The sequence below is a fragment of the Candidatus Saccharimonadia bacterium genome (genome assembly GCA_035544015.1).
In the GTDB taxonomy this organism is placed as follows: domain Bacteria; phylum Patescibacteriota; class Saccharimonadia; order UBA4664; family UBA4664; genus UBA5169.
Window position 1 is genome coordinate 73,365 of the sequence record DATKIP010000093.1, and the last position, 13,116, is coordinate 86,480.

A 13,116-nucleotide genomic window follows, 5' to 3' on the forward strand; every position below is an offset into this window, starting at 1 on the left:
CCGGCCGGCCGCAATAGCCCGGCCGGCCCCAGCTCCCAAACCCTAACCCGCGGCGTTGCCCCACGCCCGCATCTGGTCCACGATCGCCGACAGCGAGCGGCCCTTGGCCGTGAGGCAATACACTGGATGCGCCTCGCCGCCGCTGCAATCACGGTCGAGCACGCCGTCGGCCTCGAGCTCTTTGAGCCGAATCGCCAGCGTGCGCGGCGAGATGCCTTCGAGCGAGGTTTCAAGCTCGCCAAACCGCCGGGGCTGTTCGAGCAAATCGCGAATAATCAACAGCGTCCACTTGCCGCCGATCACCTCAAGCGCGCGCGTGACACCGCAGGCTTTTGTCTCCCCAGTCGCATTCATGCGCCCATTATACCAGTCTGGCTTGTATGCCGGCCCAAAAAGACTATGATTTGCGTATAAACAAGGAATAACGTGGTGTTATTCGAAATATCGTTCTGGTGGGTGTTGCTCGCAGCAGTCGTCTACTTTGGCATTGGCGCGGTGTGGTATTCGCCGGTGATGTTCTCCAAAATGTGGGCAGAAGAAATCAAACGCAAAAAGGCCGACATGACTATGGCGCTGCCGGCCATGGTTACGACGTTCGTCACCATACTCGTCTTGGTGGGCGTCGAAGCGTGGTTTGTCACTGCCACCGGCACCTCCGGCTGGATGAACGGTGCGATGCTCGGCTTCAAATTATGGCTGGGCTTCGCCGCTACCACCGCGCTCATCAATAGCTCGTTCCAAAACGGATCGATGCGGCTGTATGCCATCGACCAGGGCTATCATCTTATCGGCATCGCGCTAGCCGGCGCCATTTTGGCTCACTAGAGCTCGCCAAGGTGCTCGCGCTTGATTTCTGACTCCCGTCGATTATGCTAGCAACAGATATGACAACTAGGAGTTACTGATATGATCATGCCCCGCCTCCTTGCCGGACTCGCCTCCTCCCTGTTCGTATTTGGGTCACTATTTTTCGCTAGTCCGCCGGTGCCCAATCGGGTCGATTTGGCCGGCGCGGTGACCACCCAAGCCGCTCACGTTCCCAGCGCCGGGAGCGTTCAGTCCGCCGCTACCGTCGGTCCTGATGCCACCACTGCGCCCACGCCGGCCACTTCGCCTGCGCCGGCCGTCGTGCTGCCCTCGTCGGGCCCCACTCCGGCCGCTCAGCCCCAGCCGTCGCCGCAGCCGCTGCCGGTCATTACACCCCAACCCACGCCCGAACCGACGCCCATCATCAAGCCCGTGCCCGGCGGCACCTGTGGCGGCTGCGGTTCCTGGACCGGTCCCGGCCCGCACCCGCTCGTAATGTGCCCCCTCATGACCGACCGCATGTGCCCCAACTAGCGCTATACTAGCGGCATGAAACTACAAGTTGAGTCCAATCACAAACGCCAAATTATCGACCTCACCGAGTCGGTGCAGGCGCTCATACCCTCAGCCGCATCCGGCGCCGTACTGGTGGCCGTGCAGCACACTACGGCCGCCGTCACGACCGCCGATCTCGATCCCGGCACCGATCTCGACCTGCTCGATTTTCTCGAACAGGTCACGCCCAGCGTTCGGTGGCGCCACCCGCATAATCCCAGTCACGCGCCCGACCACCTATTGGCCTCGGTGATTGGTCCGTCGGTGATTCTGCCGGTGCAGGAGGGGAGACTCGTGCTTGGCTCCTGGCAGCGCATCATCCTCATCGAGCTCGACGGCCCGCGCGAGCGGCAATTAACGGTGCAGCTCTTGGCAGAGTGAGCGTAACGCACGTATACTAGGCCCATGTCAAAGATTGGTGTTACCGAGGTAGAGCGCGTCGCTGCATTGGCGCGCATTGGTTTGACGGGCGAAGAGGCCGCCGCCATGGCGGTTGAGATCGGCCGCATCGTGGGCTTTGTGGAGCAACTACTGGCCGTAGACGTCGAGGGCGTGGCACCCACCGATCAAGTCACCGGCCTCGTCGATGTGTGGCGCGAAGACATCGTAAAACCCAGCCTGCCGCGCGACCAATTGCTGGCCAACGCGCCCGCCCAAAAAGACGGCTACATTGTCGTAAAGCGAGTGCTCAATGGCTAACCACACTGCCGATCTCACGCGTCCCATTGCAGGTCTCGCCGCCGACGTGCGCGCCGGCCGGATTTCGGCCGCCGAGCTGCTGGCCGCCAGCCTCGAGCGCATCGCTGCCACCGAAGATTACCACGCACTGCTTGAGCTCAACCCCGAAGCCGCCGCCGAAGCCGCCGAGGCCGATCGCCGCGCCCAGGCCGGCGAAAACCTGCCGCTAGCCGGTGTGCCATTCGTGGCCAAAGACAACTACCTCACCATCGGCACCCACACTACCGCCGCCAGCCGCATGCTCGAGCCGTTCCGCGCGCCCTACGAAGGCCCCGCCATGCAACGTCTGCGCGCCGCCGGCGCCGTGTTGGTAGCCAAGGCCAACCTCGACGCATTCGCGCACGGCACGTCCACCGAAAACTCCGACTTCGGCCCCACCAAAAACGCCCACGACCCGTCGCGCGTGCCCGGCGGTAGCTCCGGCGGCTCGGCCACAACCGTGGCGCTCGGCCAGGTCACCTTCGCCGTCGGCTCCGACACCGGCGGCTCGATCCGCCAGCCCGCCGCCCTCAGCGGCGTCGTGGGCCTCAAGCCCACCTACGGCCTCGTACCGCGCACGGGCGTGGTGGCCATGGCCAGCTCCACCGACGTGCTCGGCCCCATCACCCGCAGCGTGGCCGACGCTGCGCTCGTACTCGACGTGATGGCCGGCCGCGATGCCTCCGACGCCACCACCATCGACCGCGACCCCAAATCCTACGCCGTCACCACCGGCAGCCTGAAAGGCCTCAAAATCGGCCTCATCAAAGAATACCTCGGCGAGGGCCTCGACCCCGCCACCAAGCGTCACCTCCTGGAGCTCGTCCCCCAGCTCGAAGCCGCCGGCGCCACCATGGAAGAGGTGAGTGTGCCCGCCACCACCTTGGCCCTGGCTGCCTACTACATCCTCGTGCCAGCCGAAGTATCGTCGAATCTCGCCCGCTACGACGGCGTCAAATACGGCCACAGCTCGCCCCACGCCAAGGACCTTGAAGAAACCTACCGCCTCAGCCGTCAAGAGGGCTTCGGCCCCGAGGCCAAACGCCGCATCATGATCGGCACCTACGTGCTCTCGAGCGGCTACTACGACGCCTACTACAAGCGCGCGCAAAAGGTCCGCACCAAGCTCATCGAGCAGTTCGACCATGCTTTCGTCAAATACGACCTCCTGCTCGGCCCCACCTCGCCCAGCCCGGCCTTCCCGCTCGGCTCTAAAGCCAATGACCCGCTCGCGCTCTACCTCGAAGACGTCATGACCGTGGCCGTCAACCTCGTGGGCATTCCCGCCATTTCCATCCCCTTCGCCACTTCCGACAGCCTGCCCGTCGGATTGCAGATTATGGCTCCCCAAAGGGCCGAACACCAATTATTCGCCGCCGCCATCGCTACCGAAGCGCTCATCGGCGATTGGAGGAAACGCTAATGTTACCCTTTCTCGTTGTCGCCCTCGTCGGCGGTGTGGTGCTCTATGGTGTGGTCGAAAACGGCAGCCGCAAGGGCCGCAAGCGCTCCCGGCCCGTGGCCTCCTCGCGCGGCTACCGCGGTTTTGTCGATCCCACCGAAATCAAAACCCGCTGGGACACCATCATGGCCATCTCAAACACCGGCGCCAGCGGGCTCAAAAGCTCGCTCAACGAGGCCGACAAGCTCTTCGATCACGTCATGAAATCCCTCGGCTTTGCCGGCGACACGATGGGCGAGCGCCTCAAGCACGGCCGCAGCCGCTTCGCCGACCACGACGCCTACCAGGCCGTCTGGCGCGCCCACAAACTCCGCAACGCCCTCGCCCACGAAATCGGCTTCGACCTCGTGCCCAGCCAAGCCAAAGACGCCCTAGCCGACTTCGAACGCGGCCTGCGCGCCCTGGGGGCTCTGCGATGACCAAGCCGGAGCTTCAAGCTTTCATCGATCACCACGACTTGGCGGTCATCTCCACCCTGGCTGATCTAAACCAGCGACCTTGGAACATACAGGAGATGATATTCTCATGAATCGCGAAGCCCTGCTGTCAAAGCTCGAACAATACTTGGAGTCCGATGCCGATTTTCGGATCGTCTACAAATATGTTGAAAAACGCTTTAAAGACACTCCCAACTTGGTCGCCCACAATTGGGATCACGCCCGCCGCGATACCCTAAACGCCATTGTTATCGGCGAATCCGAGGACGCCGACATGAGCATCGTGCTGCCGGCCATGATCATGCATGATATTGGCTTCTTGTATGGCGCCAGCGGCCCCACTCATGGCACTATCGGCGCCCAAAAGCTTAAAGAATTCCTCAAAGATGCCGGCATCAGCCTTAGCCAGGACAAAATTACCCGCATTGCCAACTGCATCCGTACGCACAAGGGTAGCTTGCATAACGAAACGCCCACAACGCTCGAGGCCAAGGTCATTTCGGATGCCGATCTCTTGGACAAATTTGGCCCCATCGGTGTCTACCAGGGCATCCGGGTGTTCGTGGAGTTTAATTACGACATTGATAAAATCATCGAAAGTTTAGTTGGACGCCACAAAAAAGCCGTTTTCCAAACCCCCACCGGCGCAGCCCTAGCGCGCGGGCAAGAAGATTACCCCGCCAACTTTGGCCGCGCCCTGCAACAAGCCTATGAACCATACCGTGAGGACCTATCATGAACCCCGAACTCCGCGCCAAATACGAAACCGTCATCGGCATCGAATGCCATGTGCAGCTGGCCACCCGATCGAAGCTGTTCTGCGCCTGCGACAACGATTCGCGCGAGGCCGAGCCCAACACGCATGTATGCGAAGTCTGCCTGGGCCTGCCCGGCACCCTGCCGGTGCTCAACCGGCGCGCCGTCGAGTTGGCGCTGCGCCTCGGTCTGGCGCTGGGCGCCGAGTATCCAGCCGAGCTCCATACCAAATTTGACCGTAAAAATTATTTTTACCCCGACTCGCCCAAGGGGTACCAAATTACCCAATTTGACGAGCCGATCGTGCCAAACGGTGCTGTCGAGTTTCCGCTAGATGGCAAAATCAAGCGCGTCGGCATCACTCGCGCCCACCTCGAAGGCGACGCCGGCAAGCTCACGCACCCCGAAAAAGCCAATTACTCGCTCGTGGACCTCAACCGCGCCGAAACCCCATTGCTCGAAATCGTGAGCGAGCCCGACATGCGCAGCGCCGCCGAGGCCAAAGGCTACGCCCAGGAACTTTACAATCTCGCGCGCTACGCCGGCGCTTCCGACGCCAACCTCTATTACGGCAACATGCGCTTCGATGTGAACGTGAGCGTGCGGCCCATCGGCCAGAAGGAATTTGGCACCCGCACCGAGACCAAAAACCTCAACAGCTTCAAAGCCATCGAGCGCACCGTCGAATACGAAACCCGTCGCCAAATCGCCGCCATCGAGCAGGGCGAGCGCATCCGCCAAGAAACCCGCGGCTGGAACGAGGCCAAAGGCCAAACGTACCCTATGAGAAGCAAAGAAGACGCCGATGAATACCGCTACTTCCCCGAGCCCGACCTGCCGCCGCTCGTGATCACCGCGGCCATGGTGGCCGAGCAAGCCGCCGAACTCGGCCTCATGCCCCGCGACCTGCGCGCCGAGCTCGCCGCCGCTGGCCTGCCCGCCGCCGCGGCCGAGGCGCTCGTAGCCGACCCCGACGCGGGCCAGCTCTGGCACACCACTGTCAGCGCCTACCCCGAGCACGCGCGCTTTGCTCTCAACTGGCTGGTCGGCGACGCCGTCAAACTGGCCGAGACCAAGGGCCAAACGCTGCCCCAATCCGACATCAATTCCGCCACCCTCGGCGGTGTTGCTGAGCTTGTGAAGGACGGCAAACTTAGCTCTACCAACGCCAAGGTCCTCCTGTCTCACCTCTGGGACAAGGATGAAGGCCCACGTCAGGCCGCCCAAACACTCGGTCTGCTCCAGCAATCCGACGCCGGCGAGCTGGGCAAAGTCGTCGACGATGTCATCGCGGCCAACCCCCAAGCCGCCGCCGACTACCAGGCCGGCAATCACCGGGCGCTCGGCGCCCTCGTCGGCCAAGCCATGAAAGCCACCCAGGGCAAAGGCAACCCGCCGCTCATCACCAAGCTTCTCAAAGACCGCTTAGATGAGCCGGCGTAGACTGCAACGCAAGGGTAGACGGCAGGATTGACCCCATTTCGTCAAACCGCCAGACAACATCGCGCCTAGATAGTCACCAAAGGAAGAGTTCGCGTTTGACGAAATGAGGTCAATCCGGGAGCAAGCAGGGAAGGCGTGCACGTCGCTAGCACCCAAACCGTGTTACACTAACCACAAGCACAATCCTCACCATGTTTGAACTCAACTCCAGCTTTGTCGATCATATTTTAGCCATTGGCCGCCTCGTGCAGGCCAATCTGTTAAAGGCCCTGTTTGATTTACTCCTAGGCATCCTCATCGTCCGCTTTATGGTCCGCGGGCTGCGGCTCCTGCTCAAGCTCACGCACATCCAAACCGGCTTGCGCTATGTGCTTACCTCCATTATCGAGACCGTGCTCTGGATGTTGCTTACCGTGGTGATACTCCAGGAACTCGGCTTCCAAAACCTCATTTTGTTCTTCACTGGCTCCATCGCTGCCATCGGTATCGCCATGGCCGCCGGCGGCTCAACGCTCGTTTCAGACGTAATCGCCGCCGTCTTTTTGGCCCGCGACCACGATTTTAACGTCGGCGACGAGGTTATTGTGGGCGAAACCCCTACTCAGGGCGTCATTGAGCGCATGGACGCCCGCCGCATTCGCGTCCGCGACGACGACGGCATCCTGCATGTCATCCCCAACTCTCTCGTCGAGCGCAAAGAATGGGTGGTGTTGCAGCGCCGAGCCGAACTCAGCGCCGCTGCCCGGGCTGCCCGCACCGCCAAGCGTTTGGGCGCTGCCGCTTTGGAGAAAAGATCAAATTTCAGAGCCAAAGCCAAAACGGCTCGTGAGAATGAACAATAGCCAGGCTCCGAGAGGCATGTATGATAGAGCTATCCGTTAGAATAATTAACAATCAAGCAGATTGAATAACGAGCACGCACTATGAATACCGTCGAGCTAATATTGGTAATACTCCTAAGCGTTGGGTTTTTAACCCTAATCGTTTTGAGCATCGTACTGGTAAGCCTCATGGTTGCCATCATGCGAAACCTCAAGCGCATCTCGGAGCGGGCAGAGTCCGCCACCAGTAGCGTAGCCAACCTCGCCGAAACCTTCGGTCGCAAGTTAGGCCCCTTAGCCGCCTCCGGTATCCTGGGTATGCTCATCAAACGCTTCACCAGCAAGCGAGCATCAAAGGAAGATTAATACTATGAACGAACGAGAAAGGAATAGAGCCATGAAGCGAACATTTTGGAAGGGTACCATGATCGGAGCCATAGCCGGAGCAGTGGCCGGAATTCTCCTGGCCCCCAAGAGCGGCAAGGAAACCCAAGAAGACATCAAGCGCAAAGTTAAAGGCACCTACGAAGACATTCAGCGCCGACTCGAAAAAATGAGCGAAGAAGTCGGCGGCCGGGTCGACACGCTGCGCGAGGCCGCCAAAGATCTGCAGGGCGAGGCCAAAGCAGAGAGCCAAGAGCTCATCCGCCGCGCTGAAGTACTCAAGCAAGACCTGCGCGTTTCCGCCACCAACCTCACCAAGAGCGGCGCCCAGACGAAAGACGTGGCCGTCAAAGAGGTCAAGCAGCTCCTCAACGAGGGCGCAGCCGTTATGAGCGAGCTCGAACGCGTCACCCGCCATCTCGCCACCTCGGCCAAGAGCAAAGTCGACGACGTGCGCGACGGCCACTAAATGATTCTCGCCAGCGACCGACCCGACTCCAACTCCAAGCGCAGCGGCGTCAACTACGAGCGCCTCGGCAAAGCCGTCGAAGACGCGCTCATCCTCGACTACATCTACGTGCTGCACAGTACCCGACGCCAGATTTGGAGCTCGTTTGTGCGCGGCATTTTTGCCGGCCTCGGCGGCGTTTTGGGCGCCACCGTGGGCGTGGCGGTACTCGTGGGACTGCTTCAGCTCTTCGGCGGCGCGCCCGTCATTGGGCACTTTTTCCGCGACGTCGGCCAAACCATCGAAAACCGCTAAACGCCCGGTCTAGAACGACGAAAGCCCCCGGCAAGAGCCGGGAGCTCCCGCCAAGGGCGGTTGTTCTGTCATGCGACAGAACGGGAAGTTACGCGGGGCAGGTGTTCTCCTGCTCGTCCGATGCGATCGGCACCGGCTTCTTGGCTTCCCACAGCGCGACCAGCTTCTTGCCGCAGGCCGCGGCATCGGATTCGGTGTCGAAGTGGCCGGCCAGATCGTAGGTCCGAAACTCCTTGCCCGTCACGTCGGCCGTCACGAACCACTGCCCGGAGAGCGGCGACTGCTGGACCTTGATGCTCTTCACCTGCGCGGCCGGGATCGAACCATCCGAGTAGACGCGTTCGTTGGAGCTGCGGGTGCTGGTGGGGTTCGGGGTGACGTCACCACCCGACTGGTTGCCGGACAGACCGCCATTCGCAGCGACGGCGACGCCACCCACCACCAGCACCCCGGCAGCAATAATTCCCCTGATGCGCATAACACGCTCCAATGCAAGAGCTCCACTGCGGGTTACCCGCAGATCGTCCCGAAACGGAAACGACGTTCTGTTGATACTACAAAAAAGCCCAAAACACAACTAATTGCCGTCCAAAAAAGGCTTCAGGGCCCGACCACCGCACCATGCCGCGCTCTACGCGCAGGTTCCCGCCCGCCGCCGGCTAGCCAGCAGTATGCGCCGTCCCCGGCCGAAGGCTTGGCTGCTCAGCCGCCGGGCACAGGCCTTGGCCGCCTGCCGATCGGCCAGTCCCGTCACTACCTCCAGCGGTCCGTCAACGCCCTGGGCGTAGACCACCACCCGCCAGCTCGTGCGGCTCGGCGAGACCGGCTCCTCCTTGAAATCGATCACCGTTGCTCCCGCCACAGAATCTGGCGGCGCAGTCTGCGGCTTGGGCCGCTGAGGATCCCGGGATGGGCTCGCGATCGTCGATCGCAGGCCCGCATTCGCGCTCGTGATGGAATCCCGGTTACCCATATTCCCGACCCACACCGCAGTCGCTACGGACACTATCGCCACGGCCGCCAGGCGCCTGAATGTCACCGTCGTACTCCTCCTTCTCGGGTTGGAAATCCTCCCGCTACCGTCCATAGCGGGAATAGGCCTCATATTTTATAGAATAACTAACATGCGAAAGCAACCATCCGTGTCCGCCACCCGAAATCGAAAGCGGCGGCTTGCGACTGCAAAACGAGTCTAGAATTTAGACAAACCGTCCGAACCTGAAGGTAATGACGCACTGAATGTCTAAGGTTTAGACACATTACCGCGGACGACTGCCCCCGCGGCCGGTCACGCCCATGTGCTACCATTAAAATCAACGAAGAGGGGAGAGGGCGTGCCGGAAACACAAACAGCGAAACCACAATTTGTCCACCTGCACAATCACAGCCACTACTCCCTGCTCGACGGCCTCCAAAAGGTCCCCGGCATGCTCGATCGCGTGCAGGAGCTCGGCATGACCTCGGTGGCGCTCACCGATCACGGCACCATGTCGGGCGCCATCGAATTTTACAAAGAAGCCAAAAAGCGCGACATCAAGCCAATAATCGGCGTTGAAACCTACGTGGCGCCGCGCGGCCACCTCGACAAAGCCGGCCGCCAAGACGCCAATCCCTACCACCTCATCCTGCTGGCGTACAACAACGTCGGCTACCACAACCTCATGAAGCTCGTCACCATCGCGCAGCTCGAGGGGTACTATTACAAGCCGCGCATCGACCGCGACCTCATTACCCAGTACCACGAAGGCCTCATCGCGCTTTCCGCCTGTGCCGGTGGCGAGGTGGCTCAAAACATCCTCAACGGCAACCTGGCCGAGGCGCAGAAAGTAGTCGAGTGGTACGACGCCACCTTTGGCCGCGGCAATTATTACCTCGAACTCCAAGCGCACGAGCACCAATGGGAGACCCAAAAACAAATTAACGATGCCAAAATCGAGCTCTCGCGCAGCACTGGCGTGCCGCTCGTAGTCACAGCCGACGCCCACTACAGCGCCCACACCGATCGCGAGGCGCACGAAATCTTGCTGTGCGTCCAGACCGGCAAAACCATCAGCGACGCCGGCCGCATGACCATGGACATGGACCTCTACGTCACCAGCCCCGACGAAGTCATCGAGCGTTTCCAGCGCGTCCCCGAGGCCTACGAAAACACGGTCAAAATCGCCGAACGCTGCGATGTGGAGCTTGAATTGGGCCGCATTCTCATCCCCACCTTCGAAGTCCCCGAGGGGTTCAAGGATGAGCGCGAATACCTGCACAGCCTGTGTTGGCGGGGGCTCGCCTGGCGCTACGGCGGCATTCCCAAAGAAGACATCGCCCACATTACCGAAGTCAAAGCCAAAACTCTCGTCACCCCCGAAATCGCCGAGCGCCTCGAGTTTGAGCTGTCGGTCATCGGCCGCATGGGCTACGACGGCTACTTTCTCATCGTGTCCGATTTCATCAACTGGGGCAAAAACCAGGGCATCATCTTTGGCCCCGGGCGGGGGAGTGCGGCCGGTTCCATCGTGTCCTTCGCCATGAACATTACCGACCTCGATCCGCTCAAATACGACCTGCTGTTTGAGCGCTTCCTCAACCCCGACCGCATCTCCATGCCCGACATCGACATCGACATCCAAGACACCCGCCGCGGCGAAGTCATCGACTACGTCACGGAAAAATACGGCCAAGAACGCGTGGCGCAGATCATCACCTTCGGCACCATGGCCGCCCGCAACGCCGTGCGCGACACCGGCCGCGCGCTCGGCTACTCCTACGCCGAGGTCGACGCCATTGCCAAGCTTGTACCGCAGCCGGTGCAGGGCCGCCACATCCCCCTGGCCGTAGCCGCCGGCCTCAAAACCGGCAAAGGCAGCGAGCAGCGCCCCGACCCCGAGCTTGTGAAGGAATACACCACCAACCAGCGCGCCCGCGAGCTCATCGACCTCGCCATCCGCCTCGAAGGCACCATCCGCTCAAACGGCGTGCACGCGGCCGGCGTGGTGATCGCGCCCGAGCCGATCGTGGGCTACACGCCGGTGCAGCGCGCCCAAAAAGGCGGTACCGCCACGCAGTACTCCATGGGCCCCATCGAGGAGCTCGGCCTGCTCAAAATGGACTTCCTCGGCCTCTCCAACCTTACCGTCATCAACAATGCCCTGCGCATCATCAAACGCGTCTACGGCGCCGCCATCGACATTGCCGACATCCCGCTCGACGATCCCAAAACCTTCGAGCTCCTCTCGCGCGGCGACACCACCGGTGTCTTCCAGGTAGAATCCGCGGGCATGAAGCGCTACCTGCGCGACCTCAAGCCCACGGTCTTCGACGACATCATTGCCATGGTAGCGCTCTACCGCCCCGGCCCCATGCAGTGGATCGACGAATTCATCGGCCGCAAGCACGGCAGCATCCCCATCACCTACGTGCACCCCTCCATGGAAAACGCGCTCAAAAACACCTACGGCGTGCTCGTGTACCAAGAGCAGGTCATGCAGATCTCCAAAGAGGTCAGCGGCTTCACCGGCGGCGAGGCCGACACCTTGCGCAAAGCCATTGGCAAAAAGAACGCCGCCATGATGGCCAAAATGAAAACCAAATTCGTCGAAGGCGCGGTCAAAAACGTTGGCGCCGATCAAAAAATCATGGAAGACTTCTGGGCCAATCTCGAAGATTTCGCCGCCTATTGTTTCAACAAATCCCACGCTGCCTGCTACGGCCTCATCGCCTACCAAACCGCCTACCTCAAGGCGCATTACCCCGCCGCCTTCATGGCCGCGCTCATGACCAGTGATTTTGGCAACATCGACCGCATCGCCATCGAGGTGGCCGAGTGCACGCGCATGGGCATCCAGGTGCTGCCCCCCGACGTCAACGAGTCGTTCCACGAATTTGCCGTGGTCAAAGAGTCGGGCAACATCCGATTTGGCCTTTCGGCGGTCAAAAACATCGGTTCCGGCCCCATCGAGACCATCCTGGCGGCGCGCGACGAGGGCGGCCCCTTTGCCTCTGTCGAAGACTTTGCCAAGCGCGTCAACGCCCGCGAGTGCAACAAAAAAGTCTGGGAATCACTCACCAAATGCGGTGCCTTCGACGCGCTCATCGACGGTGACCGAGCTCAGCTTCTCTTTAACATCGAAACCATCACCGCCTTTGGCGCCAAAGCCCAAAAAAACGCTCTCTCGGGCCAAATCGACATCTTCGGCTCGCTCGGCGTCGAAGAAAACCTGCCGGCTCTTCGGCTCGAATCCGCGCCGCACCCTGCCTCGACCCGCGAGCAGCTCGCCTGGGAAAAGGAGCTCCTCGGCCTCTACATCTCGCATCATCCCCTCGACGAATACGCCGGCTACCTCGCCGACACCTGCGTGCCCATCAGTGACATCACGCCTTCGTCGGACGGCAAACTCCTGCGTATCGGCGGTATTATCACCACGGTGCGCAAAATTCTCACGAAAAAAGGCGACACCATGGCCTTCGTGGGCATCGAAGACAAAACCGGCCTCACCGAGCTCATCGTCTTTCCCAAGGCCTTCGAAAAATCCCCCGAAGTCTTCGAGGCCGACAACATCATCATGGCCACGGGCAAAATTTCCGCCCGCGACAAAGAAGGCCGCCTCACCGACGAGCCGAAGATGATGGTAGACGCCGCCAAAATCGTCAATTACGACACCGCTTCCAGTCATGTCTCTACCCACGCGCCGCAGCCGGCGGCCCCAGTCGCCGCCCCGCCCGCCCGCCCAGCCGCCGCGGCATCCCCTGGCGGCGGCTACGTGGTGCTTCATCTCGCCGACCTGTCCGATCAGCAATTGCTTCACGACATCAAGCAAATCATCGGCGCTCATGCCGGCGGCGCCGAAATTTATATCGTGGTCGGGGCCGACGCTCCCAAGAAAATCCGGCTACCGTTTAAGGTCGCCGTTTCCGAAGCACTCTTAGAGCAATTAGGCGCCCTCGTTGGCACGGACCAAGTAACCCACGCCGCGTGAGCTT

16 protein-coding genes are annotated in these 13,116 nt (G+C 61.1%); 13 read left to right on the top strand and 3 right to left on the bottom strand.

What is annotated here, in order from left to right:
- Positions 1 to 42 precede the first annotated feature (42 nt).
- A complete protein-coding gene (locus tag VMT30_06770; GenBank protein ID HVQ44636.1) occupies positions 43 to 354 on the bottom strand; it encodes a helix-turn-helix domain-containing protein in 312 nt (103 codons plus the stop codon).
- Positions 355 to 429: 75 nt separating this feature from the next.
- Here VMT30_06770 and VMT30_06775 point away from each other — a divergent pair, with 75 nt between their 5' ends.
- From VMT30_06775 to VMT30_06830, 12 genes are all read left to right on the top strand, one after another.
- The gene (locus tag VMT30_06775; GenBank protein HVQ44637.1) at positions 430 to 825 is read left to right on the top strand and encodes a DUF1761 domain-containing protein; all 396 of its coding nucleotides are present in this window, start codon (positions 430 to 432) and stop codon (positions 823 to 825) included.
- An 81-nt stretch (positions 826 to 906) separates the two neighbouring features.
- Entirely contained in the window at positions 907 to 1,341 is a 435-nt protein-coding gene (locus tag VMT30_06780) for a hypothetical protein (protein HVQ44638.1), read from the top strand.
- A gap of 15 nt (positions 1,342 to 1,356) precedes the next feature.
- Positions 1,357 to 1,743, top strand: coding sequence for a secondary thiamine-phosphate synthase enzyme YjbQ (locus VMT30_06785; protein HVQ44639.1), 387 nt, complete (start codon positions 1,357 to 1,359; stop codon positions 1,741 to 1,743).
- Between the two features lie 24 nt (positions 1,744 to 1,767).
- Positions 1,768 to 2,061 (top strand): Asp-tRNA(Asn)/Glu-tRNA(Gln) amidotransferase subunit GatC, encoded by a 294-nt coding sequence (gatC, locus tag VMT30_06790; protein HVQ44640.1) that lies wholly within the window; start codon positions 1,768 to 1,770, stop codon positions 2,059 to 2,061.
- Positions 2,054 to 3,502 (top strand): Asp-tRNA(Asn)/Glu-tRNA(Gln) amidotransferase subunit GatA, encoded by a 1,449-nt coding sequence (gene gatA, locus VMT30_06795; GenBank protein ID HVQ44641.1) that lies wholly within the window; start codon positions 2,054 to 2,056, stop codon positions 3,500 to 3,502. The genes gatC and gatA overlap by 8 nt, the downstream gene beginning before the upstream one ends.
- Positions 3,502 to 3,960 (top strand): hypothetical protein, encoded by a 459-nt coding sequence (locus VMT30_06800; GenBank protein HVQ44642.1) that lies wholly within the window; start codon positions 3,502 to 3,504, stop codon positions 3,958 to 3,960. Before gatA ends, VMT30_06800 begins: the two co-directional genes overlap by 1 nt.
- Before the next feature lie 106 nt (positions 3,961 to 4,066).
- Complete coding sequence (locus VMT30_06805) at positions 4,067 to 4,717, top strand: HD domain-containing protein (GenBank protein HVQ44643.1); 651 nt, start codon at positions 4,067 to 4,069, stop codon at positions 4,715 to 4,717.
- A complete protein-coding gene (gatB, locus tag VMT30_06810; protein HVQ44644.1) occupies positions 4,714 to 6,177 on the top strand; it encodes an Asp-tRNA(Asn)/Glu-tRNA(Gln) amidotransferase subunit GatB in 1,464 nt (487 codons plus the stop codon). Before VMT30_06805 ends, gatB begins: the two co-directional genes overlap by 4 nt.
- Before the next feature lie 191 nt (positions 6,178 to 6,368).
- On the top strand, positions 6,369 to 7,019 hold the full coding sequence (locus VMT30_06815; GenBank protein ID HVQ44645.1) for a mechanosensitive ion channel domain-containing protein: 651 nt from the start codon (positions 6,369 to 6,371) through the stop codon (positions 7,017 to 7,019).
- Between the two features lie 144 nt (positions 7,020 to 7,163).
- Entirely contained in the window at positions 7,164 to 7,364 is a 201-nt protein-coding gene (locus VMT30_06820) for a hypothetical protein (protein HVQ44646.1), read from the top strand.
- 31 nt (positions 7,365 to 7,395) lie between these two features.
- The gene (locus VMT30_06825; protein HVQ44647.1) at positions 7,396 to 7,851 is read left to right on the top strand and encodes a YtxH domain-containing protein; all 456 of its coding nucleotides are present in this window, start codon (positions 7,396 to 7,398) and stop codon (positions 7,849 to 7,851) included.
- Positions 7,852 to 8,145, top strand: coding sequence for a DUF5665 domain-containing protein (locus VMT30_06830; GenBank protein HVQ44648.1), 294 nt, complete (start codon positions 7,852 to 7,854; stop codon positions 8,143 to 8,145). It abuts the gene before it with no gap.
- Positions 8,146 to 8,233: 88 nt separating this feature from the next.
- On the opposite strand, the gene VMT30_06835 is transcribed toward VMT30_06830, so the two are convergent.
- Positions 8,234 to 8,623 (bottom strand): hypothetical protein, encoded by a 390-nt coding sequence (locus VMT30_06835; protein ID HVQ44649.1) that lies wholly within the window; start codon positions 8,621 to 8,623, stop codon positions 8,234 to 8,236.
- Positions 8,624 to 8,776: 153 nt separating this feature from the next.
- Positions 8,777 to 9,184, bottom strand: a complete 408-nt coding sequence (locus tag VMT30_06840) for a hypothetical protein (GenBank protein HVQ44650.1) — start codon at positions 9,182 to 9,184, stop codon at positions 8,777 to 8,779.
- Between the two features lie 295 nt (positions 9,185 to 9,479).
- Here VMT30_06840 and VMT30_06845 point away from each other — a divergent pair, with 295 nt between their 5' ends.
- Entirely contained in the window at positions 9,480 to 13,112 is a 3,633-nt protein-coding gene (locus VMT30_06845) for a DNA polymerase III subunit alpha (protein HVQ44651.1), read from the top strand.
- Positions 13,113 to 13,116: the final 4 nt, after the last annotated feature.

Bases quoted from the DNA above. Each gene is read 5' to 3' on its own strand.
- VMT30_06770 (HVQ44636.1), bottom strand. From the start codon at position 354: ATGAATGCGACTGGGGAGACAAAAGCCTGCGGTGTCACGCGCGCGCTT.
- VMT30_06780 (HVQ44638.1), top strand. From the start codon at position 907: ATGATCATGCCCCGCCTCCTTGCCGGACTCGCCTCCTCCCTGTTCGTA.
- VMT30_06785 (HVQ44639.1), top strand. From the start codon at position 1,357: ATGAAACTACAAGTTGAGTCCAATCACAAACGCCAAATTATCGACCTC.
- gatC (HVQ44640.1), top strand. From the start codon at position 1,768: ATGTCAAAGATTGGTGTTACCGAGGTAGAGCGCGTCGCTGCATTGGCG.
- gatA (HVQ44641.1), top strand. From the start codon at position 2,054: ATGGCTAACCACACTGCCGATCTCACGCGTCCCATTGCAGGTCTCGCC.
- VMT30_06800 (HVQ44642.1), top strand. From the start codon at position 3,502: ATGTTACCCTTTCTCGTTGTCGCCCTCGTCGGCGGTGTGGTGCTCTAT.
- VMT30_06805 (HVQ44643.1), top strand. From the start codon at position 4,067: ATGAATCGCGAAGCCCTGCTGTCAAAGCTCGAACAATACTTGGAGTCC.
- gatB (HVQ44644.1), top strand. From the start codon at position 4,714: ATGAACCCCGAACTCCGCGCCAAATACGAAACCGTCATCGGCATCGAA.
- VMT30_06815 (HVQ44645.1), top strand. From the start codon at position 6,369: ATGTTTGAACTCAACTCCAGCTTTGTCGATCATATTTTAGCCATTGGC.
- VMT30_06825 (HVQ44647.1), top strand. From the start codon at position 7,396: ATGAAGCGAACATTTTGGAAGGGTACCATGATCGGAGCCATAGCCGGA.
- VMT30_06830 (HVQ44648.1), top strand. From the start codon at position 7,852: ATGATTCTCGCCAGCGACCGACCCGACTCCAACTCCAAGCGCAGCGGC.
- VMT30_06835 (HVQ44649.1), bottom strand. From the start codon at position 8,623: ATGCGCATCAGGGGAATTATTGCTGCCGGGGTGCTGGTGGTGGGTGGC.